This is a genomic window from Streptomyces sp. NPDC018947, from assembly GCF_044390505.1.
In the GTDB taxonomy this organism is placed as follows: domain Bacteria; phylum Actinomycetota; class Actinomycetes; order Streptomycetales; family Streptomycetaceae; genus Streptomyces.
In genome coordinates, this window is sequence record NZ_JBIRZD010000002.1 from 229,324 (window position 1) to 253,251 (window position 23,928).

Below are 23,928 nucleotides of genomic sequence, written 5' to 3' on the forward strand. Positions count from 1 at the left end.
GGGCGCCGCCAGGCATCGCCGGTGGCCGGTCGGAGCCACCGGGTTCCGCGGGGCGCGGCGCTGTGCCCTCGGCTTCCCCTGCGAGGCCGCCCGCCTCACCGGGCCTGACGGGCCACTCTTCCTGATCGGCGCGGCGGCGTCCGCACTCTTTCGGCCAGGAGCACCGGGCGACGGGCGAGCCGACCGGCTCGGAGCGGCGCAGGTGTCACTGGTTGCTCCGAGGCGCGCCGTACCAGCGCCAGTCCGAGCGCCGAGGCCGCTGCGGCGTGGCGATACGACCGGTGGCCCACAGCAAGGTCGACGAGGCGTCGTCGGTGACGGGCACGTCCGGGAACAGCCGGACCAGGGCCCGGCGGCTCAGGTCCTCCGGTGGTGTCCCGTCGCGCCGGAGCCCCTGGGCGATGTCGTACGTGTGGACGAGGGTTTCGACGACTCCCATGGCCGCGAAGCCCTCCGGGTCGGAGGCGCCGAAGACGTGCGGGGCCAGCACTGTGGGGGCGGTGCTGTCCACGACGGCCGCGAGCAGACCTCCGCACGCCTCGACCACCGTCAGCAACCCGTCAGGTCCTTCCGCCGTGTCACCGAAGATGACGTTCTCGGGCCCTTCGGCGCGGTCGCTGGACAGGCGCAGGGGCACCCGCCGGACGCCCATGGGACGCGCGAGCCCGAAGCGCAACGCGTAGGTGAGCAGATCGTCCGCGAGGTGCTCCAGCGTCTCCCAGCACGTCCAGTCCAGGTCCCCGGCAGGAGTGCTCCACCGCGAAGGGGGACCGTCGGAGAGCGTCCTGACGCAGTGCGCGACGGCCTCGCGCACATGCACCCCGCTCACCAGCGCGTCTGAGGTTCCACAACGTGACATTGCGGCAGGCTACTCGACGCCGTTCCGGGGCCGGGACGGCAGGACCCGCCGATCCGGCCCGGCACCCGCCGACCGCCCCGCCCAGGGGCCCTGGACAATGATCACATGGACATTCGATCCCTGCGTATGAACGAGCTGCCCGTGGTGCAGGACATCGAGCGGGCGGCCGGTCAGCGCTTCCACGACGTCGGCATGCCGGAGATCGCCGACGACGAGCCGCTCCCGCTCGACGAACTCGCCCGGTACCAGCGAAGCGGGTCGGCGTGGGTGGCGGTCGACGCGGACGACGTACCGGTCGCCTATCTGATCGCCGATCGTGTCGACGGCGGCATCCACGTCGAACAGGTCTCGGTGCACCCCGGCAGCGCGCGCCGCGGGGTCGGCCGGTCCCTTCTGAACCATCTGGCCGAACACGCCAGGAGTGAGCGCGTACCCGCCCTGACCCTCACCACGTTCACCGAGGTTCCGTGGAACGCCCCTTATTACGCACGCTGTGGCTTCCAGATCGTGCCGGACGGCATGCTCACGCCCGGCCTGCGGCGGATCCGCGAGCGTGAGGGAGCACACGGGCTGGACCGCTGGCCGCGCGTGTGCATGCGACGGCAGCTCTGACGCGACCGTCGTCCGCTGCGGGCCGCGCCCGTCTACCGGAGTGGGCCGGCTCCTGGCCCGAAGGGCGGTGAGCCGGCCCACCCGGGGTGTGTTCAGTCGCGCCAGACGTCGTTCGTCAGCAGGACCTTGCCGGAGGAGGGCACCGTCGCGGTGCGGTTGGCTCCGCTCTCCCAGGTGACGTTGCCGTTCGCGTCCTTGCGGAGGTACTTGTACTCGAACGAGGTTCCCGCGGGAAGGGCCACGTCGAGCTTCCAGACCGGGTACGTCGCCGGGTCGAGCTTCAGTGCGCTGCCGGTGTTCCAGTTGCCGAGAGCGGACTGGTTGCCGGTGACGTAGATGTTCTGGCCGAGCTGGGTGGTGGCATTGACGCCGAACGAGGCGCCGGTGGTGCCGGTGCCCGGGGTGCCGCCGCCCGTGCAGGTACGGGCGTTCGCCTGGAGAGCGACGGCGGTGTTCGCGCCGAGGGTCGCGGTGAACTGGCCGGAACCGTTGACCGTGACGCCCCTGCCGGACTGGATGTCGCAGTAGTCGCCGGCGGGCAGCGAGGTCTGGAACGTGCGGGTCAGCGAGGAGTTCTCGTGGTTGATGGCGACGTACGCCTTGGCGCCGCGCCCGAAGGCGATCTGGTTGCCGCCGTTGTCCCACCAGTCGGTGACGCCCTGGCCGCGGGCTGTGTTGCGGAAGCCGACCATGGAGGAGATCTCGCGCCAGGCGTGCTGGCACTTCCAGCCGTCGCTGTAACAGGCGTTCACCGCACCGCCGTTGGGCGGGCCGGCGTCCTTGTCGGACCACTCGTAACCGGAGTGGACGTCGGGCGAGCCGTACGGCCAGGCCAGCATGAAGACACTGGCCAGGGTGTAGTCGGCACCGTTCTTGTAGTTCAGTGTCTCGCCGTTGCGCTCGGTGTCGTGGTTGTCGACGAAGACGCCCGCCCTCGACGACGGCATGAAGCCCCAGCCCTCGCCGAAGTTCTTCAGGTCGGCGAGCCTTCCGCCGCCGAAGGCCTGTTTGAGGCTTCGGGCGTAGCGGAACTCCTGGACGTCACCGGTGCCGGCGTACTCGTCGGGCGAGACGGCTTCGCCCGCCCCGTGGATCGCCTCCTGCTTCCAGTAGACGTTCGGGTTGCTGAGCCGGGACTTGATGTTCGCCAGGTCGGCGGCGGGCATGTGCTTGGCGGCGTCGATACGGAAGCCGTCCACGCCGAGGGAGAGCAGGTCGTCGAGGTAGCCGGCGATCCGGCCGCGGACGTAGTCCTCGCCGGTGTCCAGGTCCGCGAGGCCGACGAGTTCGCAGTTCTGCACGTTGGCCCGGTCGCCGTAGTTGCTGCCGATCTCCCTGGTGCAGTCGTCCATGTCGGCGGCCGAGTACAGGCCGGGGTAGTCGTACTTGGTGTACGAGGAGCCGCCGGTACCGGTGCCCGACCCCGCCGACATGTGGTTGATGACGGAGTCGGCGACGACCTTGACGCCCGCGGAGTGGCAGGTGTTCACCATGTTCACGAAGGACGCGCGGTCGCCGAGCCGTCCGGCGATCCGGTAGCTGACGGGCTGGTACGAGGTCCACCACTGGCCGCCCTGGATGTGCTCCTGGGGCGGTGAGACCTGGACGTAGCCGTAGCCGGCCGGGCCGAGCGTGTCCGTGCAGGCCCTGGCGACGGAGTCGAACTTCCACTCGAAGAGAACGGCGGTGACGTCCTTGTCGCCCGGCGCGGACGCCTGGGCGGTGCCGGTGGGGGCCACGAGGGCGGCGGCGCCTGCCATCAGGGCGAGCGCCGCGGACAGTGGTCTGGCCATGTGTCCTCCTGCTGTGGGGGAAAGCGGGTGACGGTGCGGCCTCATGCGGCAACGCGCCCTGCCAAGGCCACTGAATTCTCTTGCTGCAAGGATTCAGTCCTTGTCGCGTCGCAGACCGTACGAGCCCGCTCCCCCGAGGTCAACCCTTTGGACACCGCCCGATCACTTCCAGGAGATCCAGCGGTTTTCTGGCCTGCAAGGGCTTACGCAAGAAATTGCAGTGCTGCTAGGTTCCTTCCAGCTCCGGTCCGGCCGGTCGAGGGTTCCGGCACGCGGGGACCCCACGCGCCGGCCGGCCGGGCCGGGCACGGACGGTAAACGGGATCGCCGGTCATCGGTGTCGGCCGCCCCGCCGTCGCCGCGGGGGTCGCGCCGGTCGTCGTCTCCGTACGGCTCGCGCCCGGGCCTTTCGTCCCGCTCGCCGGAGTCAGCCCTCACCGGCCCCGGCGACGGCTGTGCGCAGCAACGCGGCCATCGACCGGCCGGCCACCCGCAGTGGTTCGGGGTCACGAGCGGCTCGGCTGAGCATGAACGCCCCCTCCAACATCGTGATCATCGAGCAGGCGAGAGAGCGCGCCGCCTCCGGATCGGCCACCCAACGGCCGAACCACCGCGCCGCGGCGTCCACCCACTGCTCGAAGACCTCTGCCGTCGCGGCCCGGAGCGCCTCGTTGCTGCTGGCGACCTCCAGCGCCACCGTCCCGATCGGGCAGGCATCGGCGTAGTCGGCCGCGGCAAGATCGGCCGCGGCAGCCTCGAAGGCGTGCACGAGGGATTCGGCGGGGTCCGGCACGCTGTCCAGCAGAGCCAGCACCAAGCGGCCGTACTCGGGCCCGGACGTGCGGATCATGTCCTCGGCCAGTTGCTGCTTGCCCCCCGGGAAGAAGTGATAGATCGACCCGAACGGCGCTTCCGCCTCCGCCGCTATCCGCTTGAGGCCGGTGGCCGAGTAGCCGTGGCGGCGGAACAGCACCGTGGCGGCACCCTGGATCCTGGCTCGCGTGTCCGGTCGTCCCATTGCCCTCTGCTCCCCCCGCCCCCAAGATGGCAGTAGAACAATCTATCAAATGGGGGTCCGATGCCGAGGATCGAGTTGTCGTCCGGACCGATCGACTATCAGGACACCGGCGGTGACGGGCCGGTGCTGGTGTTCGGCCACGGCCTGCCGATGAACGAGACCCAGTGGCGCAAGGTGGTGCCCCTGCTGGACGGGTACCGCTGCGTCCTGCCCACGCTCCCGCTCGGCGGGCATCGTCAGCCCATGCACCCGGATGCCGACCTGTCCCAGCGCGGTGTCGCCCGGCTGCTGGGCGAGTTCATCGAACGGCTCGGCCTGGACCAGGTGACCCTCGTCCTCAACGACTGGGGCGGGGGCCAGTTCCTGATCTCGGAAGGGCGGGCCCAGCGGCTCGCGCGCATGGTGCTGGTGGCCTGCGAGGCCTTCGACAACTTTCCCCCCGGACCCGCCAAGGCGATGGCCAGGGTATGCAGGGTCCCCGGCGGCGTCCGGCTCCTGACCCGGCTCATGCGCATCCCCGCGTTCCGCCACAACCGGGCCGGATACGGGGGAATGAGCCTGCGCGGGATCCCCGACGACATCATGGACGACTGGTTCGCTCCCGCCACCCGGAGCAGGGACGTGCGCAGGGACTTCGCCAAGTTCGCCACCGGAGCACCCGACCGCGGGACACTGCTGGCCTGGAGCGAGCGGCTGCGTGAGTTCGACCGCCCGGTCCTGGTCGTCTGGGCGACCGAGGACCGACTGATGCCGCGTGAACACGGGCCCCGGCTCGCCGAGTTGTACCCGCAGGGCCGGCTGGTCGAGATCGCCGGCTCGTCCACCCTCGTCCCCGAGGACCAGCCCGAGAGGCTGGCCGAGGTGCTGACCGACTTTCTCGTCCGGACCGGAGCGGAGCCGGCCCGGCACGCCGGCTGAGCGCGCAAGCCGCGGTCGGGACGAGGTGTGCCGGCCCTCAGCGGAACAGTCCCCGGCCCCACCACCGGGCCTGCCGGGTCGGCAGCCCCCGCGGTACGGGGCCGGGACCTGTCCTCGACGGCGGTACGCGGAGCACAACCGCCCAGCGTCCGCCGCCGGGCCGACGCACCGCGATCACTGCTCATCGTCCGGGCCGTCGACCGGCACACAGCCACCGAGACCTGCCCCGCGCACACCGACCGCTGCCCCCGGAGGGCGGGCGCCGCTCGACCGTGAAGGTCTCGGGCCGCCGAAGGACCCGCCGGGGCACCGGACGGTGAGAGGCGCATGCCCGCCCGGTCGGCTCCCCTACCCCCGCGCGGGGGGTGCGGGAGGGCGGGCCGGGCTGCCGAGTTCGTTCAGGAGGGCCACCCTTCGCGCGTCCGCGATCCGGCGGTAGGACGCGTCGAGGAGTTCGGCCACCTCCTGCCAGTCCACGTCCTCGGGCGCCGTGGTGCCGCCGGCCGCGAGGTCGATGCCGATCCAGCCGGACGGGGCGAGGTAGGCGGGTGCGAAGAAGCGCTCGTCCTCGGCGAGGGCCGCGCGGTCGGCCTCGTCCGGCAGCACGATCAGGGCGCGGTCGTAGCGGACGCGGGTGTCCGCGGAGCCCTTGGTCGAACCGCCGTACCAGGCGAAGTACTTGCCGGCCCGGAATCCCGGCCGGCCGTGCGCGATCCGCTCCTCCGCGTCGGGGAACGCGAGTACCACCCGGCGCAGCCGCACCAGGTACGGGTCGTTGTCCTCGAACATCACGGGATGTGGCATGGCACCGGAAGCCGATCTCGACGCTGGCACGACCTTGCCCACTGTAGATCACCGCACCGGGATCCACGCGGTCACGCGTCCGGCCTCTTCGGGCCGGACCGCCGCCGGTGACGGCGGCCGTCGTCGGGCACGGCCGCCGTCACCGGCGCGGGCTTCCTCAGCTCGCGGGCTTGATGTTGACGTTGCGGTGGAAGAAGTTGTCCGGGTCGTACACCGCCTTGAGCCGCGTCAGGCGTTCGAAGTTCTTCCCGTAGGCCTCGGCGACCCGCTCGTCGGCGTCGGTGCCGAGGTGGTTGGCGTAGACACCCTCGACCGTGTACGGCTTCAGCTCGGCGTAGATCTCCTCCGTCCACGCCACGATCTCGTCGTCCCTCTCCGGCTCCGTCCACGAGGGCAGGAGGCTCGTCAGGTACCCGTCGCGGTGCGGGAACGGCGTCTCCTCCGGGCCGACGTCCAGCATCTTGCCGCCCATCTGGGCTCCGCCGACCAGGCTGCGCTGCGAGGGGGTGGTCACGAAGCCGTCGGCGAGGATGCGCATCGCCTCGGGGTGCAGCTCCGGCAGGAGGAAGGAGCGCGGGTAGTAGCGGTGCCCGGCGATGGTGTTCTCGTCCAGCAGTCGCTGCACGGCCACGTAGGGCATGACGCCGCAGTGGTCGAGGAGCAGGTTCGAGCCCATGCCGCGCATCTGCTCGATCAGGCCCTCCGTGCTGTCGTCGGGCGCCGCGTGGGCGAAGCCGATGCCGACGGCCGGCTCGCCGTTGGCGGCGACGAGGAACGCGAACGACGTGGTCAGCGCGTTGGGGGCGGTGCTGTTGAACTCGTCGATGAGGCGCGTCACCTGGGCCGTCTGGGCGATCGGGAAGCCCAGGATGCCGGCCGCGCACTCCCCCTGGGGGTAGAGCTTGAACTCGAACCGGGTGACGATGCCGTAGTTGCCGCCGCCGCCGCGGATCGCCCAGAACAGCTCCGCGTCGTCCTCCGCGCTGGCCCGTACGAGTTCGCCGTTGGCGAGGACGACGTCGGCCGAGATCAGGTTGTCGACCAGCAGTCCCCGGTAGCGGGCCAGCCAGCCCAGACCGCCGCCGAGCGCGACGCCGCCGACGCCGATGTACGACTCCTGGGAGCCGGTCACGGCGAGTCCGAAGCTCTGGGTCTCCGCATCGACGTCCCCCTGGAGCAGGCCGGGCTGGACCACCATGCGCCGGCGCTGCGGATCGACGTGGATGCCGCGCAGGTTGGAGGTGTCCAGCAGCAGGCCGCCCTCGGTCGTGCCGGAGCCGGCGAAGCAGTGCCCGCCGCCCTTGATCGCCAGCTCGACGTCGTTCTCGCGGGCGAAGTTCACGACCTTGACGACGTCCGACGCGCCGTCCACCCGCACGATGGCACCCGGGCTCTTCTGGAAGAACCCGTTCCATATCAGCTTGCGCTCGTCGTAGTGGGCGTCAGCCGGCCTGATGATCTCGCCGCGGATCGCGCCGCCCAGGCTCTCCAGCGCGGAGTCGGGGACGGCGTTTCCCGCTGAGTTGATGAGTGCCACGTGAATTCTCCTCCGTCTTTTTCGGGTGAAAGTAGCCCTGAATGGCCGGGCGCCGTGCGCTGCTGAAAGAGTGCCGACAGGCCGTCTTCCGGCAGTTCACACCGATGGTTCGCGGGTCAGCCCGGCGAGCCAGTCCACGACGGGGCGCCGGCCCGAGTCGCACAGGTAGAAGTGGCCGCCGCGGAAGCGTTCCATCGCGAACGGGCCCGTGGTGACCGGGCGCCACGCCTCCATGTCCTCGCGGTCGACCTCGGGGTCGCCGTCGCTGAAGCAGGCCGTGACCGGGATGTCCAGGTCGGTTGCGGGCACGGGCCGGTAGGTCTCGATCAGCCGGTAGTCGGCGCGGATCGCGGGCAGGGCGATGGCCCTGATCTCGGGCATGGCGAGCAGGCGGGAGTCGGTGCCGCCCAGGGCGCAGACGTCGGACCACAGCCGGTCGTCGTCCAGGTGCTTGTCGCCGGGGCGCTGGCGCGCCGGGCCCGGCCGGGACGAGACGATCAGATGGCGGGGCCGCGGACCGCCCCGGGCGGCGAGGCGGCGGGCCACCTCGTGGGCCACCGAGGCGCCCATGCTGTGCCCGAAGAACCAGACCGGCTTGCCGTCGAGGGGGATCAGCGCCTCGGCGAGGGTGTCCGCGAGCTCGTCCATGGTCCGGCAGGGCGTGTCCTGCGCCCGGTCCGCCCGGCCCGGGTACTGCACGATCACCGGCTCCACGTGCTCCGGAAGCTCCTGGGCCAGCGGCCGGTAGAAGCCGGCCGAGCCGCCGGCGTGGGGGAAGAACACCATGCTCAGCGCGGCGTCCGGGCGCGGCCAGAAGGTCCGCAGCCAGGAGTTGAGGACCACCGTCATGCCGTCCTCCCCGCGATGTCCTCGGCGCTGATCAGCTCGGGTGGGGCGGGATGGTGAAGGCGTACCGGTCCGCAGGCCTCGGCCACCTCCATGGCCATCCGGGTGAGCGCGAGGTGGCGCTGCACATGCGCGTCGCTCGCGGCTCCGGCCACGGCCTCCTGCCAGAGCGCGGTCATGGCGCGCGCGGTCGCCTGCGGCCACAGCGTCTCCAGGACCTCGCGGTACGACGCGCCGTCCGCGCGGCCGATCGTCTGCACGCTGGGCACCTCGAGGTGCGGCGCGGTGGAGTCGGAGAGCCGCACCAGGTCCTTCATGTCGTCGGGCATGTGCGGGCGCATGCTCCACTGCACCGGTCCGTGCGTGCCGGCCAGTGTCAGATGGCCGCCGTCGTATCCGATGGTGATCCGGTGCAGCAGGTGGCCGTGGTTGTCCGGGGCCGAGGGCACCAGTTCGTTCTGCAGCCGGAAGGTCAGCGGCACACCGGCGAAGCGTCCGCTCACGCTGCGGTACGGCGGCGGTGCGCCGCCCGCGTCGGGTTCCTCGATGACGCCGTGGACGCCGAGGGGCCTGATCGAGCCGAGCGCCTCGCCGAGGATGTCGAAGACGGTGTACAGGACCTGGAAGGCACAGGTGACGTCGACGAAGAGCGGCCGCTGCCGGGCGCCGGCCTCGCGGGCGCAGGCCAGGAACCGCCGTACGGGCTCCACATGGGGATAGTGGGTGTTCATCCGGAACACCACCTGGTGCTCGCGCGCCGTCTTCAGGCAGGCGACCAGCTCGTCGGGGTGGAGGGGGTGCTCCTGGAGGACGTGCAGGCCGCGGCGCATGAACTGGTGTGACAGCTCCGTCCCGCGGCCCCCGGTCATCGTCCCGCCCACGGCCACGCACGCCATGTCGACGTCCTCGGGCACCTGGCCGGGCGCCTCCCACAGGGGGACGCCGTAGTGTTCGGCGCAGGCCTTGCTGCGTGCGCTGCCGCGGGCCAGGATGCCGGCCAGTTCGAAGGGGAAGTCGGGCCGCTCGAAGGCGGCCAGGTAGGCGCGTCCGAAGCCGGTCCCGGCGACCACCACGCGCGGAGGACCGGCTGCGGTCCCGCGCGCGGCCAGGTCCTCGGCGCTCACAGCTCTCCCTCCTCCACCTGAAGGGGGCCCAGCACCGGCTGCGGGAGGAGTTCGAGCGTGGTGACCGCCGGAACGGTCCGCAGCGCCTCCAGCACGGAGCGGGCCTCGAGCACGTCGGAGGCGAAGTGGATGCCGGGCCCGATCCGCCCGGCCAGCACGTCGAGGGCGGCCAGCGCGCTGATCAGCCCGGTGAGGGCGTAGGTGTCGTGGCCGCGCAGGGCCAGGCTCCGGGTCGCGGGCTCGCCGTGGTGGCTTCCGGCGACCTCGAACAGCATGAGCTGGAAGGGCTGTTTGCCGAAGAGGTCGAGGGCGGCGGCCCGGGTCAGCTCGGCGGCGGCCCCGGCCAGGTCGGACTCGCCGCGCATGGCTCCCTGGAGCCGGCTCAGACAGGCCATCATGTGGGCCCCGCCCTCGAACACGTTGAACCAGTCGACCTCGGCGAGGCCCAGGTCGCGGGCCAGGGCCTCGGCCTCGAAGCTCAGGTACGGGTAGGCGTCGAGCCGCCGGCCCGCGTACGGGAGCTCGATGCCGCTGCGCGGCTCCAGCTCGCGTTCGACCCGGATGCCATTGCGGATGGCGGCCTGGGCCTCTCCGTAGGAGCCGCCCAGGCTGAGCAGGTAGTCCGCCGCTCCGGCCGGGGTCAGGCGGTCCATGGTCCCGACGTACGCGGTGAGGGTGCGCGGGTGCGACATCGACCGGGCCAGGTGCCGGGGCAGCAGCCCGGTGAGGCCGGGCTGCATGCCCGCGGTGAGGACCGCCGTGCCGGCGAACGTCCCCGGCCGGTGCAGGGCGTCGAAGACCGGTTCGTCCCCGCCCGGGTCGACGTAGGCGGCCCCGGCCGCCGTCGCGGCCCACGCCACCCGGTCCAGTACACGGTACGAGGGGCCGGCGCAGTTGAGGACCAGGCGTGCGCCGCGGCAGAACTCGGCGAGCGAGCGGCCGTCGTACAGGTCGGCCTGCCGGGCCTCGCCCTCGGTGCCGAGCTTGTCGAGCAGCCCCTGTGCCTGTGCCCTGCTGCGCCCGCCGATCCTGACGGTGGTGCCGGGGCGGCGCTCGGCGACGAACTGCAGGGCGGCCGCCCCCACCGCGCCGTAGCCGCCGAGGACCGCTACGTCGACCTCTGTCACGACGTCTCCTCGGGCAGGTCGATCCGGGCGCCGGTGAGGGTCTCGCAGCAGGTGAAGTGGGAGCCGGGGATCTCCTCGACCTTGAGGCCGCCGGCGCAGACGTCCTTCCAGTAGGCGCGGCTGTCGCTCGCCATCGTCGGCCAGATCGGGGACTCCTCGCTGTGCACGAGGAGCCGGACCTCGCCGGTGTAGATGTCCGGCCTGTGCGTGGCGTTCGCGTTGAACAGCGCGCGGGTGCCGCGCAGCAGGTCGGCGATGTCGTCCGCCGGGTAGCCGAACTTCTCGGCCATCGCGGCCACGCGGGCCTCGCCGGGGCGCGCGGCCAGCTCGGCGAAGACCCGGGCCGCGGCGCGCAGTTGGGGATCCTTGTGGACGGCGAGTCCGGTCAGCGCGGCCGTGGTGATCTCTCCCGACGGCACCAGTTCCGTGAGGACCCGGCCGAGTCCGGCCGCGTCGGGGTAGCCCAGGTCCGACGGGTCGGTGCCGGCGCCCATCAGGAACATGGCCTCGTAGAAGACGTCGTCGTGGATGGCGGCCTGCAGCGGATAGCTGCTGATCAGGGTCAGTCCGCAGACGGGGACCCCGAGTTCGGTGAGCTGCTGGGCGGTCGTCAGCGCCAGCAGGCCGGCGCCGCGGGCGCCGATGAGGTGGAAGGGGCCGGGGCTGAGCTTGCGGAGTTCCTCGACGACCCCGTGGGCGAGGTCGTCGACGCGCAGCGTGTCCCCGACCGCCAGCATGGGGACCTGGATGACGGGGTCGCGCTCGCCCAGGTCCGCGACGACCCGGTCGGCGCCCTCGCCGTACCCGTCGCTGAACAGGACGTGCACGGGGTTGCCGATCTGCTCGGTGGCCCCGCTCAGGACGTAGCCGGCCTGGTCCATCGTCTCCTCCTTGGCGGTCGGTGGAGTGTCGTCGAGGTACGTCGCGACCTCCTGGACGGACGCCCCGTTCAGCAGCTCTCGCAGCAACTCGTCGAAGAGGACGGTCGCGGCCTCGGGGACGGTCTCGCGGAGCTGGGTGACCACCTGGGCGGCCAGCAGCGAGTCGCCGCCGAGCGAGTAGAAGTTCGTCTCCGGGTCGACGTCGGGCTTGCGCAGTACCTCGGCGTAGCACGCGGCGATGGTCCGCTGGAGTTCGGAGGAGTCGGGCCGCTCCGCTGCGCCCGTCCGTTCGGACGCGGGGCCGCGCTGCTCGGCCCAGGCGGTGAGCGTGGCGCGGTCGACCTTGCCGTTGCCGGTCAGGGGCAGCGAGTCGAGCACGTGGAAGTCCGACGGGATCATCTCGGCCGGGAGGCGCGCGCCGAGCCGGCGGGCGAGGTCGTCGGTGTCGATCGCCACGCGGTCCTGCTTGAGCCGGGCGGCGAACACGTGCATGCCGATGCCGGCCAGTTCGTCCTCCGGTTCGGGCAGGCAGTAGACGAGTTCCGCCCCGGCCTCGGTGAGGAGGTCCTGCCACTGCCGGCGCCGGATGAAGGTCTGGTCCTTGCCGTGCCGTACGTCCTGGAAGTCGCCGGCGGTGGCGTCGAACAGGAACTCCATCGAGGTGAGGATCTGGTAGTTGTCCCGCGTGGTCTCGATGAAGACCAGCCAGCCGCCGGGCACCAGTGCCTCCCGCATCCGGCGCAGTACCTGGCGGGCGTCCTTGGCGTAGTGCATGACGTTGCCGCACAGGATCACGTCGACCGAGTTGGGCGGCACGCCCTGCTCGCGGAACGGCTCGTTGAAGTCGAACATCGCGTAGTCGACCCAGGGGTACGCGCAGTAGGCGTCGGCGGCCTTGTTGAGGAAGAACTGGGAGACGTCGGTGAAGGTGTACCGCACGTTCTCGCCGTCGAGCGCCGGGATGGTGTCGGCGCTGGTGCCGCCGACGCCGGCGCCGATCTCCAGGACCCGCAGCGGAGCGCCACCGCGGTGGCGGCGGGCGATGCCGAGCACCGTGCTGGTCGCCAGCCGGTTGAGGTAGCGCGACAGGAACCCCTCCATGTACGCGGCTTCCTGGATGCTCAGGTCGCCCTCGGGGAAGAGCAGCTGGACGGGGTCCTGCTCGTCGCGCAGGAGCTGCGGCAGATGCCGGGCGGCGGTCCTGAAGTACTCCACCAGCTCCGGGCGGTCGTGGGCCTCGGGCATCAGCCGCTCCACCTCGGCCCATGCCCGTGCCACGTCGTCTGGCGTGATCAGGCGCGGGCAGGTGTACGCGCCGCCGTCCTCGCGGAGGTAGCCGTGCTCGGTGCAGGCGGCCAGCCAGCGGCGTACCAGGCGCTCGTGCTTCTGCGCGACCTGGGCGATCCGCATGATGTCGGCGGTGGTGTGGCTCGCCTCGGCCGTCGGCCACAGGCCCGACCGGCGCAGCACGTCGACCATGCCCCGGAGCGCCGCGTCGTCGAGCACCCCGGCGAACTCGACCACCTTGCCGACGTCGACTCCGCTGCGGACCTCGTCGCCGGCCGCGACCACGTCGCCGACGAGGCCGGTGTCGTCCGGTGCGCGGTCGGGGGCGGCCTGTCCTTGGGCGCTCTCGACGAAGGCGACGAGCCTGCGTTCGTTGCGCAGGCCGCGGGTCGTCACGGCGACCGCGTTGACGTCCGGTTCGGCGGCCAGCGCGGCCTCGACCTCGGCGAGTTCGACGCGATGTCCGCGGATCTTGACCTGGCGGTCGTCGCGGCCGATGAACTCGATCGTCCCGTCGGGCAGATAGCGCCCCAGGTCGCCGGTGCGGTAGGCCCGCTCCCCGGTCGGCAGCTCGACGAAGGAGCGCGCGGTCTTCTGCGGATCGCCCAGGTACCCCTTCGCGAGACCGGCACCGGCGATGTACAGGTCGCCGACGACGAGGTCGGGCCGTGGCCGCATCGCGCCGTCGAGCACGTGGAAGCGCTGGTTCTCCAGCGGTGTCCCGTAGGGGATGCTCGGCCAGGCGGGGTCGACGCGGCCGATCGGGTGGACGATCGACCAGATGGCGGCCTCGGTGGCGCCGCCCAGGCCGGCCAGCTCGATCGACGGGATGCGGGAGCGGATGGCGTCGGGCAGGGAGACGGGTATCCAGTCGCCCGACATCATGGCGAGCCGCACGCCGGAGCAGTCAGTGTCGGATCCGCGCAGGTACTCCTCCAGCAGCATCATCTGCGCGGGCACGGTGTTGAGCACGGTGACCCGGTGACCGGCGACCAGTTCGGCCCAGTGGGACGGGTCGGTGCGCCGCCGGGCCTCGGGCAGGACCAGGGTCCCGCCGCGGCCGAGCACGCCGAAGATGTCGAAGACGGACAGGTCGAAGGCGAGGCTGGAGAGACCGAGTACCGCGTCGTCCGCGGTGACGGAGAAGCGCCGGCACACGTCGTCCAGGGTGTTGACGGCCGCCTCGTGGCTGATCTCGACGCCCTTGGGTTCGCCGGTGGAGCCGGAGGTGAAGATGACGTAGGCGGAGTCCTGCGCAGTGGCCCGCGGGCGGGCCGGGGGGTCCTCGGCGTCGGTGAGGGTGTCGACGTCGACGCGGGCGCACTCCTCGGGCACGGTCACCTCGTCAGCCCGGCGTGTGAGCACGGTGCGCACTCCCGCGGCGTCCAGGATCCGCCGTTGGCGTGCCTCCGGCTGGCTGGTCTCGACGGGCACGTAGGTCCCGTCGGCCAGCAGGACGCCGACCGCGGCGGCCACCTGGTGCCAGCTCTTGTCCATGACGACGCCGACGCGGTCGCCGCGTGCGTGACCGGCCGCGCGGAGTGCGGTCGCCACCGCGCCGGCCCGTGCCACGAGTTCCCGGTACGTGACCGTGGACCCGCCGTCCACCACGGCCACGGCGTCGGGACGAGTCAGCGCCTGCTCGACGAGAGCGTCGGACAGCAGGGCCGTACTCAGCGGGCGGGCCGTGTCGTTGGCCTCGGCGCGCCGGGCGAGCTGGGCCGCGGGCAGTGCCACCGGGTTCGCGCGGGACCAGGTGGCGTCGTCACCGGCCAGGCCGCGCAGGAGTGTTTCGAAGGCCGCGAACATGTCGTCCAGCACGGCCGGGGGGATCACGTCGTCCCGCGAGTCCCAGTTGATGAGGAGGCCGTCGCCGTCCTCCATGGCCTGGCAGTCGAGCCAGGCCTGGGGGGTCTGGCTGATGCCGTTCTCGATGCGGGTCCGCATGGGGCCCGACGGCGCCGACACGCCCGACAGCCCGATCGCGCTGGTGAAGACCACCGGCATGAGGGCGCCCTGCTGTCCGCGGCGGCGGCTCAGCTCGCGGATGACCTCGACCCCGGAGAAGAGGCGGTGGTCCAGGTCCTCGAAGAGCCGCTCGCTGAGTGCCTTCGCCCGGCCGAGGAAGTCGTCGGCGGCCGCGGTGTCGACGGCGAGCAGTTCCACGGAGGTGAAGTCGCCCACGATCGCGGTGACGTCCTGGTGCAGCGGCAGCCGGCTGAGGACCGTGAGGTCGAGCGTGAACCGGGGGTGGCGGCTCCACAGTCCGAGGACCTCGGCGTACGCGGCCATGACCACGTTGGACGCGGACAGGTTGTGGCTTCCGGCGCGCCGCCTCAGGGCGGCCCAGGTGCCGGCGTCCAGGTGCATCTCCCGCCGGGTGAACCGGGTGGCGCCGTACCGGCTCGGCTCGGCGACCATGGGCAGCTCGGGAGCGGCCGGGAGATCGTCGAGGCGCTCCAGCCAGTATTCCCGGTCACGCTCGTAGGCCGGTCCCTGGCGCACGTTCCGCTCGGCCCGCAGGTAGTCGCGGAAGCTGATGGCCGGGGCCGGCAGTTCCGCGCCGGGGTCCTCGTAGAACGCGCCGAACTCGTCGAGCAGCCGGTAGATGCTCACGTAGTCCGCGATCAGGAAGTCGATGGAGAAGTGCAGCACGGCACGGTCGGCCAGCTCGGTGACCGCGATGGTGTACAGCGGGCACTCGGTGACCTCCTTCGACTCGTGGGAGAGCCGCTCCCGGGTCCTGGCGAGCCGGTCCTCGCCCTCGGCGGGGGGCAGGTGGCGGGCGTCGGTCCAGTCGATCGCGGGGGCCGGCGGGTCCTCCAGCACGCGCTGGAAGCCGTCGTAGTCGATGACCGTGCGCAGCATGTCGTGCCGGTCGACCACCGTCGACCAGGCCCGCTGGAGGCGTTCGCGGTCGAGGGAGTCGAAGAACAGCTCGCCGTAGGCGTGGCACGGCACGGATCCGTACTCGAACGCCTCGCGCCGGCCCAGCAGGTAGGCGGACTGCACGTCGGTCAGCGGGAAGGGCTCGAAGCGTGCCTCGGGCTCGGGCCGTACGGCCTGGCTGTCCCGGTCGCGCAGCTCGCGGAGGACCTCGTCGCGCCGGCCGGCGATCAGGGCTCGGCGCTCCGGCGTCATCGCCCCTTCGGGGCCGCGGAAGCGGAGCTTTCCGTCGTCCTCCCACAGGTGGATGCCGGCCAGTCCAAGCTCGGCGATGATGTCGCTTGCGGTCACAAGACACCTTCTTCCAGTCGGACGGGCGCGTCGAGGTCGTCGGTCACCCGGGTCAGTTCGTCGATGAGGGCTGCCAGCTCGGTGAGCGTGGGGTGGTCGAACATCTGCCGCAGCGTGAGTTCCACGCCGAAGCGCCGGCCGAGGCGCTGGGTGACGTGCATCGCGGTCAGGCTGTCTCCGCCGAGTTCGAAGAAGCCGGCGTCCCGTGAGGTCTCGGAGACCTGGAGCACCTCCTGCCAGATCTCGGCGACGGCGCATTCGGTGGTGCCCTGCGGAGGGTGATGGACGCGGGCCTGTCCGGCCGTCCCCGTCGAGGTGCGGGCCGAGTTCGCCTGGAGTGCCGCCCGGTCGATCTTGCCGTTGGGGGTCAGGGGCATGGCGTCCAGGAGCTGGATGTGCTCGGGCACCATGTAACCCGGCAGGGTGGCCGTCAGCCCGGCCCGCACCTCCCCCTCCTCCAAGCCCGTGCCGGCGACCGCCGCCACCAGACGCCGCACCGCCCCCGACACATCCACCCACGCCACCGCGTGCGAGACACCCGGCACCTCCCGCAACCGGGTCTCGATCTCACCCAGCTCGATCCGATGACCACGCACCTTGACCTGATGATCCCTGCGCCCCAGGAACTCCAGCGTCCCGTCCGGGTGATACCGCCCCAGATCCCCCGTCCGATACCAACGCCGGCCGTCCTCCGTCACCGGGAACGACACCGCCGTCCGCTCCGGATCACCCCGATACCCACGGGCCACACCCGCCCCGCCGATCCACAACTCCCCCGGCACCCAGTCCGGACGATCCCGCCCGAACGGATCCACCACCCGATAACACTGATTCGGCAACGGACGCCCATACGGAACCGACACCCACCCCGGCTCGATCCGCTCCACATCATGGACGTTCGACCAGATCGCCGCCTCCGTCGCACCCCCCATCGCCACCAGACGCGCCTGCGGAGCAACCCCACGCAACCGCCCCAGCAGATCCAGACCCACCCAGTCACCCGAGACCATCGCCACCGACAGACTCGGCAACCGACACCGGTCCTCCGCCGCCACCAACAACATGTCCAGCAACGTCGGCACCGTGTTCCACACCGTCACCTCATGCCGACGCACCAACCGCACCCACGCCGCCGCCTCACGACGCACATCCTCCGAGATCGTGACGACCTGACCCCCCACCGCCAGCAGGCCGAAAATGTCATACACCGACAGATCGAAGTCCAGCGCCGACACCGCCAGCACCCGGTCCTTCCCACCGATCCCATACCGCTCATTGAGCGCATCGATCGTGTTCGCCGCCGCCGCATGAGTGATCTCCACACCCTTCGGCTCACCCGTCGAACCCGACGTGAAGATCACATACGCCAACTCCTCCGGCGACACCTCCACCGGAGCACTCAACGGCACATGACCAACCGCCTCCGACACCCCCACCACCCGCACACCCGACGGCCACTGCCCACCGCCGTCCTCACCCACCAGCACCACACCCGCACCGGCCGACGCCACGATCCGACCCCGCCGCACAACCGGCTGATCCACCCCCACCGGCACATAACAACCACCCGCGGCCAGCACACCCAACACCGCCACGATCTGATCAGGACCCTTCGCCACCGACACCGCGACCGGATCCCCCACCCCCACACCCCGCGCCCGCAAACACCCCGCCACCGCCAACGCCCTCGACGCCAACTCCCCATAGGTGACCACCCGACCACTGCCACCCACCCGCACCGCCACCCGGTCCGGCACCCGCACCGCATGCCCGAACACCGGCGCATGCAACAACCGCCGCTCGACCACCACCCCCGTCGCATTCACCCGCTCCCGCACCACCGCCTGCCCCACCGGCAACGACACCGGCAACGGTGCTTCGTTCCAGTCGCGGCCGGCCAGTGACCGAAGGAGCGAGCGCATCGCGTCCAGGGCTGCTTCGACGACTCCGGGCGCGAACAGTCCCTCGACGTAGTCCCAGTTGACGTTGAGGCCACCGCCCTGCTCGATCACCTGGCAGTCCAGGGTGACCTGCGGGGTCTGCGACAGCCCTCGGGTCTGGGTGCCGAAGGAGAGTTCCAGGTCGGGGAAGGACCCGGCCACCCCCAGGGTCGAGGTGAAGACGACGGGCATGAGCATCTGCGACGCGCCCTGGCGCTGTGCGAGCTGCTGAAGCACCCAGGTCGCGGAGACGCTGTTGTGCTCCATGCCCTCCCAGACCTGGCCCTGTACGCGGCGGACGATCCGGGCCCACGGTTCGTCGGGGGTGCTCGTGTGGCCGAGCAGCATCAGGGAGGTGAAGTCACCGACGACGTCGTTGACTTCGGGGTGGAGGTTCTGCCGGTCGAAGACGGTCAGGGTCAGCGTCAGCGCCGGGTCGGCGCTCCAGGCGGCCAGCACTTCGGCGAACGCCGTGGCCACCACCGTCGACACGGTCAGTCCGTGCTCGACGGTGCGCCGGCGCAGTTCCTGCCACTGCTCCGGCTCGATCCGGAACTCGCGCCGGGCGAACCGCGGCGTCCCCACCTGTTCGGGCTCGATCCGCAGCGGCAGCACCGGCGGCGGGGGCAGCTCCTCGATCACCCGGAGCCAGTACTCCTCGTCGCGCCGGCGGACGGCGTCGTCGACACGGGTGGCTCGCAGGTAGTCCCGGTACGACAGTTCCAGCTCCGGCAGTTTGGTGTCCGGGTCGGCGTACCGGGCCGAGACCTCGCTGAGGACGGTGACGATGCTGAGCGCGTCGAGGACGATGTAGTCGAACCCGACGCCCATCACCGTGCGCCCGTCGTCGCACTGGACCGCGCGCACGTCGAACAGCGGCCAGGTGTGCACGTCCAGGATCTGGCTGTCCATGCGGCGCAGCTCGGCCACGGCTTCGTCGTGGTCGTCCCCGGTCGTGGTGCGTACCGAGATCCGGAACCGCGGGACGGTGGGCAGGATGCGCTGACTGCCGTTGTCGTCGAGGACGGCGCGCATCATCTCGTGCCGGGCGACGACCTCGTTCCAGGCGTCCTCCAGGCGTTCGAGGTCGACCCCGTCGGCTTCGAACTCCCAGTACCAGTAGGAGCCGACCCCGCCCAGGGTGAAGTCGGGGCGGCGGCCCAGCCAGTAGGCGCGCTGCACGTCGGTCAGCGGGAACGGGTCGTGCCGGTGCTCGAGGTCGGCCTCGATCGTCCGGGTGTCGTCGTCGGGGTCCTCCAGCGGGGTCAGCCGGCCGGCGAAGCCCGCCACGGTCGGGGAGCCGAAGAGGTCGCCCAGGCTGCCGGAGAGTCCCTCGCGGCGCAGCTCGGCGAGCATCCGGGTGGCCAGCAGGCTGTCGCCGCCGAGGTGGAAGAAGTTCGACTCGCCGGTGAGCGACGGTGTGTGGAGCAGCTCGGACCACACGGCGGCGAGGGTGGCCTGCACTCCGGTGAGCTCGCTGGCCGCGGTCGCGTCGCCCTCGGTGCGCGCGGCGAGCTGCGCGGTCAGGTTCTTCTGTACCGCCGCCCGGTCGATCTTGCCGTTGGGGGTCAGGGGCATGGCGTCCAGGAGCTGGATGTGCTCGGGCACCATGTAACCCGGCAGGGTGGCCGTCAGCCCGGCCCGCACCTCCCCCTCCTCCAAGCCCGTGCCGGCGACCGCCGCCACCAGACGCCGCACCGCCCCCGACACATCCACCCACGCCACCGCGTGCGAGACACCCGGCACCTCCCGCAACCGGGTCTCGATCTCACCCAGCTCGATCCGATGACCACGCACCTTGACCTGATGATCCCTGCGCCCCAGGAACTCCAGCGTCCCGTCCGGGTGATACCGCCCCAGATCCCCCGTCCGATACCAACGCCGGCCGTCCTCCGTCACCGGGAACGACACCGCCGTCCGCTCCGGATCACCCCGATACCCACGGGCCACACCCGCCCCGCCGATCCACAACTCCCCCGGCACCCAGTCCGGACGATCCCGCCCGAACGGATCCACCACCCGATAACACTGATTCGGCAACGGACGCCCATACGGAACCGACACCCACCCCGGCTCGATCCGCTCCACATCATGGACGTTCGACCAGATCGCCGCCTCCGTCGCACCCCCCATCGCCACCAGACGCGCCTGCGGAGCAACCCCACGCAACCGCCCCAGCAGATCCAGACCCACCCAGTCACCCGAGACCATCGCCACCGACAGACTCGGCAACCGACACCGGTCCTCCGCCGCCACCAACAACATGTCCAGCAACGTCGGCACCGTGTTCCACACCGTCACCTCATGCCGACGCACCAACCGCACCCACGCCGCCGCCTCACGACGCACATCCTCCGAGATCGTGACGACCTGACCCCCCACCGCCAGCAGGCCGAAAATGTCATACACCGACAGATCGAAGTCCAGCGCCGACACCGCCAGCACCCGGTCCTTCCCACCGATCCCATACCGCTCATTGAGCGCATCGATCGTGTTCGCCGCCGCCGCATGAGTGATCTCCACACCCTTCGGCTCACCCGTCGAACCCGACGTGAAGATCACATACGCCAACTCCTCCGGCGACACCTCCACCGGAGCACTCAACGGCACATGACCAACCGCCTCCGACACCCCCACCACCCGCACACCCGACGGCCACTGCCCACCGCCGTCCTCACCCACCAGCACCACACCCGCACCGGCCGACGCCACGATCCGACCCCGCCGCACAACCGGCTGATCCACCCCCACCGGCACATAACAACCACCCGCGGCCAGCACACCCAACACCGCCACGATCTGATCAGGACCCTTCGCCACCGACACCGCGACCGGATCCCCCACCCCCACACCCCGCGCCCGCAAACACCCCGCCACCGCCAACGCCCTCGACGCCAACTCCCCATAGGTGACCACCCGACCACTGCCACCCACCCGCACCGCCACCCGGTCCGGCACCCGCACCGCATGCCCGAACACCGGCGCATGCAACAACCGCCGCTCGACCACCACCCCCGTCGCATTCACCCGCTCCCGCACCACCGCCTGCCCCACCGGCAACGACACCGGCAACGACTGCGACCAGGCACCGGCATCCGAGGCGAGGTGCCGCACCCGGTCCACGAACGCCTCGAACATGGCGGCCGGCACTCCCGGGCTGAACAGGTTCTCGGCGGCCTCCCAGTTGATCAGCATGCCGCCGTCCCGCTCGACGAGCTGGACGTCGAGCCAGACACCCGGGGTCTGCGAGCTCATCCAGACCGGCTGGCCGAGCAGTTCACGGGCGGGCGCGTCGAACAGCTCTCCCAGGCTCAGCGCGCTGGTGAACACGACGCCGGAGCGGTTGCCGAGTCCGCCCGCGGTCCGGGCCAGGTCCCGCAGGACGGAGGTGCCGCCGTAGCTGGAGTGGGCGGCATCGCGCCGGTACTGTTCCTGGACCGCCCGGGCGCGGTCGGCGAACGGGCGGGTGGGGTCGGGCCGGACCTCCAGGAGCAGCAGGTCCGTGAAGTCGCCGACCACCTCGCCGACCTCCGGGTGGACCGGAAGCCGGTTCAGGACGGGGAGGTTGAGGAGGAACTCCGGGCTGTCGCTCCAGGCCGCGAGGACGTCGGCGTACACGGCGGCGAGGGTCATGGAGGTCGTGAGCCGGTGCCTGCGGGCCAGTTCGTTCAGTGCGGCGTAGGTCTCGGGCGGCAGCCACGCGTGCCGCCGTACCGACACGACCTCGTCGAGCTGCTCGGGAGCGGTGGCCAGCGGAAGCGAGGGCGCGCTGGGCAGGGACTCGGCCCGGCCGCGCCAGTAGGCGACGTCCCGGTCGCGGGTACGGCCCGACTGCTCGACCAGGCGCAGGTATGCGGGGTAGCTCAGGCCCAGTGGCCGCTTGTCGGCGGCGTCCTCGGTGTAGAGCCGCGCCAGGTCGCTCACCACGATGCCGAAGCTCCCGGCGTCGCAGACGATCATGTCGATGTCGAGGAACAGCCGGCACGACTCCTCGTCGACGAGGGCCAGCCGGGCGTCCACCCCCCGGCCGTCCTCGATGCTGAGGGTCTGGTGGGACATCCGCGCCCGGATCCGCTCCAGCCGCTCGGCCCGCGCGCCGTCGTCGAGGCCGCGGAGGTCCACCACCTCGTCCAGCCCCCAGGAGCCGGGCCGGATGTGCTGGGTGCCCTCCTCTCCGATGCGGGTCCGCAGCATCGGGTGGCGCTCGCGGAGCGCGCTGACCGACCGGTCGAGCCGGGCGACGTCGAGCGGGCCGGTGTCGAACTCGAAGTAGAAGTGCGAGCCGGTCCGCATCGGCATCCCGGGCCGGCGGCTGGACCAGTAGGCGTGCTGCATCGGCGCCAGGGCGAACGTCCCGTCCTCCACCGGTTCCTCAGCCGGTGCCGGTCCGGTGCCGCCGCCCCGGCCCAGGAGCCGTTCCCAGGCGGCGAGGGTGGGCTCCTCGATCAGGTCGCCGAAGGTGATGTCGGCGCCGTCCGCCTGCCAGGCCGTCGCGAGGGTCATGACGCCGAGGGAGTCCAGACCGAGGCCCACGAGATCCTCGTCCGCGCCGATCTCGTCCGCCGGGATCCCGAGCTTCGCCGCGACCTCGGCACGGATGCTGTCCGGCAGCGGCAGGCGGGAGCTTTCCTTCTGGCCGACTTCTTGCTCGATCATGCGGACCCTTCCTACTCAGGCCATGGCTCAGCGCGTCGAGGCCGTACAGATCTCGACGTATGCGGCGAGCAGCTCGCGGACGAACGCCGGGGAGAACCGGTCGGGGTTGAAGAAGAGGAGGATGCGGACCGTGTCGCCGGCCGGCACGGCCACGAGTTCCAGCTCGAAGCGCGTCGCGACGTCGTCCGGTACGAGGACCTCGATGTCCAGACCGCCGGCCCGGGTGCTGTAGACGGGGTCGGGCATCATCTGGAAGACCACGTCGTCCGGCCGGCGGCTCGTGTCCTTCAGGGTGAGCGGCAGCATCTGCAGCGGCAGCCCCTGATGGACGAACGCGTCCATGACGGTGGTGTGCGTGGCGCGCAGGTGCGCGGCGAAGTCCCCGCCGGGCTCCAGCCGGGTGCGCAGGAGCACCATGTTCGCCAGGAACCCGACGGTCTCGCGGTAGTCCGGCGCACGGTTGGCGAACAGTGTGGCCACCGCCAGGTCGTTGCTGCCGCTGACCTGGCGCAGGGCCCGGTAGTAGGCGGTGAGCAGGGCGACGAACAGTGTGCTGCGTTCGGTGCGCGCGACGGCGTCGAGCGCGGCCACGGTCTTCGCGTCGAGCGTGTGCTGCACGAGGTCGGTGTCGCGTGCGGCTCCGGGTGTGGCGGGCGACATCGGCAGCGGCGGGAGGACGAGGTCGCGCAGTTGCCCGGACCAGAACGCGGTCAGCCGTTTGCCCGCCTCGGACGCCAGGGCCCGCCGCTGGTCCGCGGCGAAGGCGGAGTAGGGCCGGGCCGCTTCGGGGGCCGGCCCGTCCTCGGGCCGCTCCAGGGCGGCGCACAGGTCCTGGAGGATCACCCGGCAGGACCAGGCGTCGGTGATCATGTGGTGCATGTTGAAGCAGAACACGTGATCGTCCGCGGCGAGCCGCCACAGGGTGAGCCGCACCCCGCTGTGCGTCGGGTCGATGCGGGTGCCGAGTTCGGCCGTGACGGCCTCGCGGACCGCCGCCTGCGGGTCCTTCGCACCGGACAGGTCGACCTCGTGCACCAGGGGGGACACGTCCTCGGCGACGAGCGCCCTGAGCCGGTGCCCGCCACCGGCGAACGTCGTGCGCAGCGCCTCGTGCCGCGTCATGACCTCGGCGACGGCGCGGTGCAGCCGCGCCGTGTCGAGCAGCCCGCGGATGCGGCACAGGGTCGGGCAATTGAGGGCGCCTTCCTCGCCGCGGTAGCGGTCGAGGAACCAGAGCAGGGACTGACCGACGGAGGGCTGGATTTGGACTGCCACGCCGGAAACGTAGC

13 protein-coding genes are annotated in these 23,928 nt (G+C 71.4%); 2 read left to right on the forward strand and 11 right to left on the reverse strand.

What is annotated here, in order from left to right:
• Positions 1 to 205 precede the first annotated feature (205 nt).
• Positions 206 to 859 (reverse strand): maleylpyruvate isomerase N-terminal domain-containing protein, encoded by a 654-nt coding sequence (locus tag ACH499_RS05720; RefSeq protein ID WP_399013989.1) that lies wholly within the window; start codon positions 857 to 859, stop codon positions 206 to 208.
• 105 nt (positions 860 to 964) lie between these two features.
• On the opposite strand from ACH499_RS05720, the gene ACH499_RS05725 reads away from it, so the two are divergent.
• Complete coding sequence (locus ACH499_RS05725) at positions 965 to 1,471, forward strand: GNAT family N-acetyltransferase (RefSeq protein ID WP_399013990.1); 507 nt, start codon at positions 965 to 967, stop codon at positions 1,469 to 1,471.
• A gap of 92 nt (positions 1,472 to 1,563) precedes the next feature.
• Here the strand turns inward: ACH499_RS05725 and ACH499_RS05730 are convergent, their stop codons facing one another.
• Positions 1,564 to 3,264, reverse strand: a complete 1,701-nt coding sequence (locus ACH499_RS05730; RefSeq protein WP_356198496.1) for a carbohydrate-binding module family 20 domain-containing protein — start codon at positions 3,262 to 3,264, stop codon at positions 1,564 to 1,566.
• 427 nt (positions 3,265 to 3,691) lie between these two features.
• Entirely contained in the window at positions 3,692 to 4,282 is a 591-nt protein-coding gene (locus ACH499_RS05735) for a TetR/AcrR family transcriptional regulator (protein ID WP_399013991.1), read from the reverse strand.
• 60 nt (positions 4,283 to 4,342) lie between these two features.
• On the opposite strand from ACH499_RS05735, the gene ACH499_RS05740 reads away from it, so the two are divergent.
• Positions 4,343 to 5,200, forward strand: coding sequence for an alpha/beta fold hydrolase (locus ACH499_RS05740; RefSeq protein WP_399013992.1), 858 nt, complete (start codon positions 4,343 to 4,345; stop codon positions 5,198 to 5,200).
• A gap of 348 nt (positions 5,201 to 5,548) precedes the next feature.
• Here the strand turns inward: ACH499_RS05740 and ACH499_RS05745 are convergent, their stop codons facing one another.
• The 8 genes from ACH499_RS05745 to ACH499_RS05780 all read right to left on the reverse strand — a co-directional run bounded on the left by ACH499_RS05745 (position 5,549) and on the right by ACH499_RS05780 (position 23,914).
• On the reverse strand, positions 5,549 to 6,004 hold the full coding sequence (locus ACH499_RS05745; protein WP_356198501.1) for an MmcQ/YjbR family DNA-binding protein: 456 nt from the start codon (positions 6,002 to 6,004) through the stop codon (positions 5,549 to 5,551).
• A 157-nt stretch (positions 6,005 to 6,161) separates the two neighbouring features.
• Positions 6,162 to 7,541: an FAD-binding oxidoreductase gene (locus ACH499_RS05750; protein ID WP_399013993.1), complete on the reverse strand. Its 1,380-nt coding sequence runs from the start codon at positions 7,539 to 7,541 to the stop codon at positions 6,162 to 6,164.
• Positions 7,542 to 7,637: 96 nt separating this feature from the next.
• The gene (locus tag ACH499_RS05755) at positions 7,638 to 8,390 is read right to left on the reverse strand and encodes an alpha/beta fold hydrolase (protein WP_356198504.1); all 753 of its coding nucleotides are present in this window, start codon (positions 8,388 to 8,390) and stop codon (positions 7,638 to 7,640) included.
• The gene (locus ACH499_RS05760; protein WP_399013994.1) at positions 8,387 to 9,511 is read right to left on the reverse strand and encodes a Gfo/Idh/MocA family oxidoreductase; all 1,125 of its coding nucleotides are present in this window, start codon (positions 9,509 to 9,511) and stop codon (positions 8,387 to 8,389) included. The genes ACH499_RS05755 and ACH499_RS05760 overlap by 4 nt, the downstream gene beginning before the upstream one ends.
• On the reverse strand, positions 9,508 to 10,638 hold the full coding sequence (locus ACH499_RS05765; protein ID WP_399013995.1) for a saccharopine dehydrogenase NADP-binding domain-containing protein: 1,131 nt from the start codon (positions 10,636 to 10,638) through the stop codon (positions 9,508 to 9,510). Before ACH499_RS05765 ends, ACH499_RS05760 begins: the two co-directional genes overlap by 4 nt.
• A complete protein-coding gene (locus ACH499_RS05770) occupies positions 10,635 to 16,043 on the reverse strand; it encodes an amino acid adenylation domain-containing protein (RefSeq protein WP_399013996.1) in 5,409 nt (1,802 codons plus the stop codon). The genes ACH499_RS05765 and ACH499_RS05770 overlap by 4 nt, the downstream gene beginning before the upstream one ends.
• On the reverse strand, positions 16,040 to 22,639 hold the full coding sequence (locus ACH499_RS05775; protein WP_399013997.1) for an amino acid adenylation domain-containing protein: 6,600 nt from the start codon (positions 22,637 to 22,639) through the stop codon (positions 16,040 to 16,042). The genes ACH499_RS05770 and ACH499_RS05775 overlap by 4 nt, the downstream gene beginning before the upstream one ends.
• Before the next feature lie 27 nt (positions 22,640 to 22,666).
• Positions 22,667 to 23,914: a condensation domain-containing protein gene (locus ACH499_RS05780; RefSeq protein WP_399013998.1), complete on the reverse strand. Its 1,248-nt coding sequence runs from the start codon at positions 23,912 to 23,914 to the stop codon at positions 22,667 to 22,669.
• Positions 23,915 to 23,928: the final 14 nt, after the last annotated feature.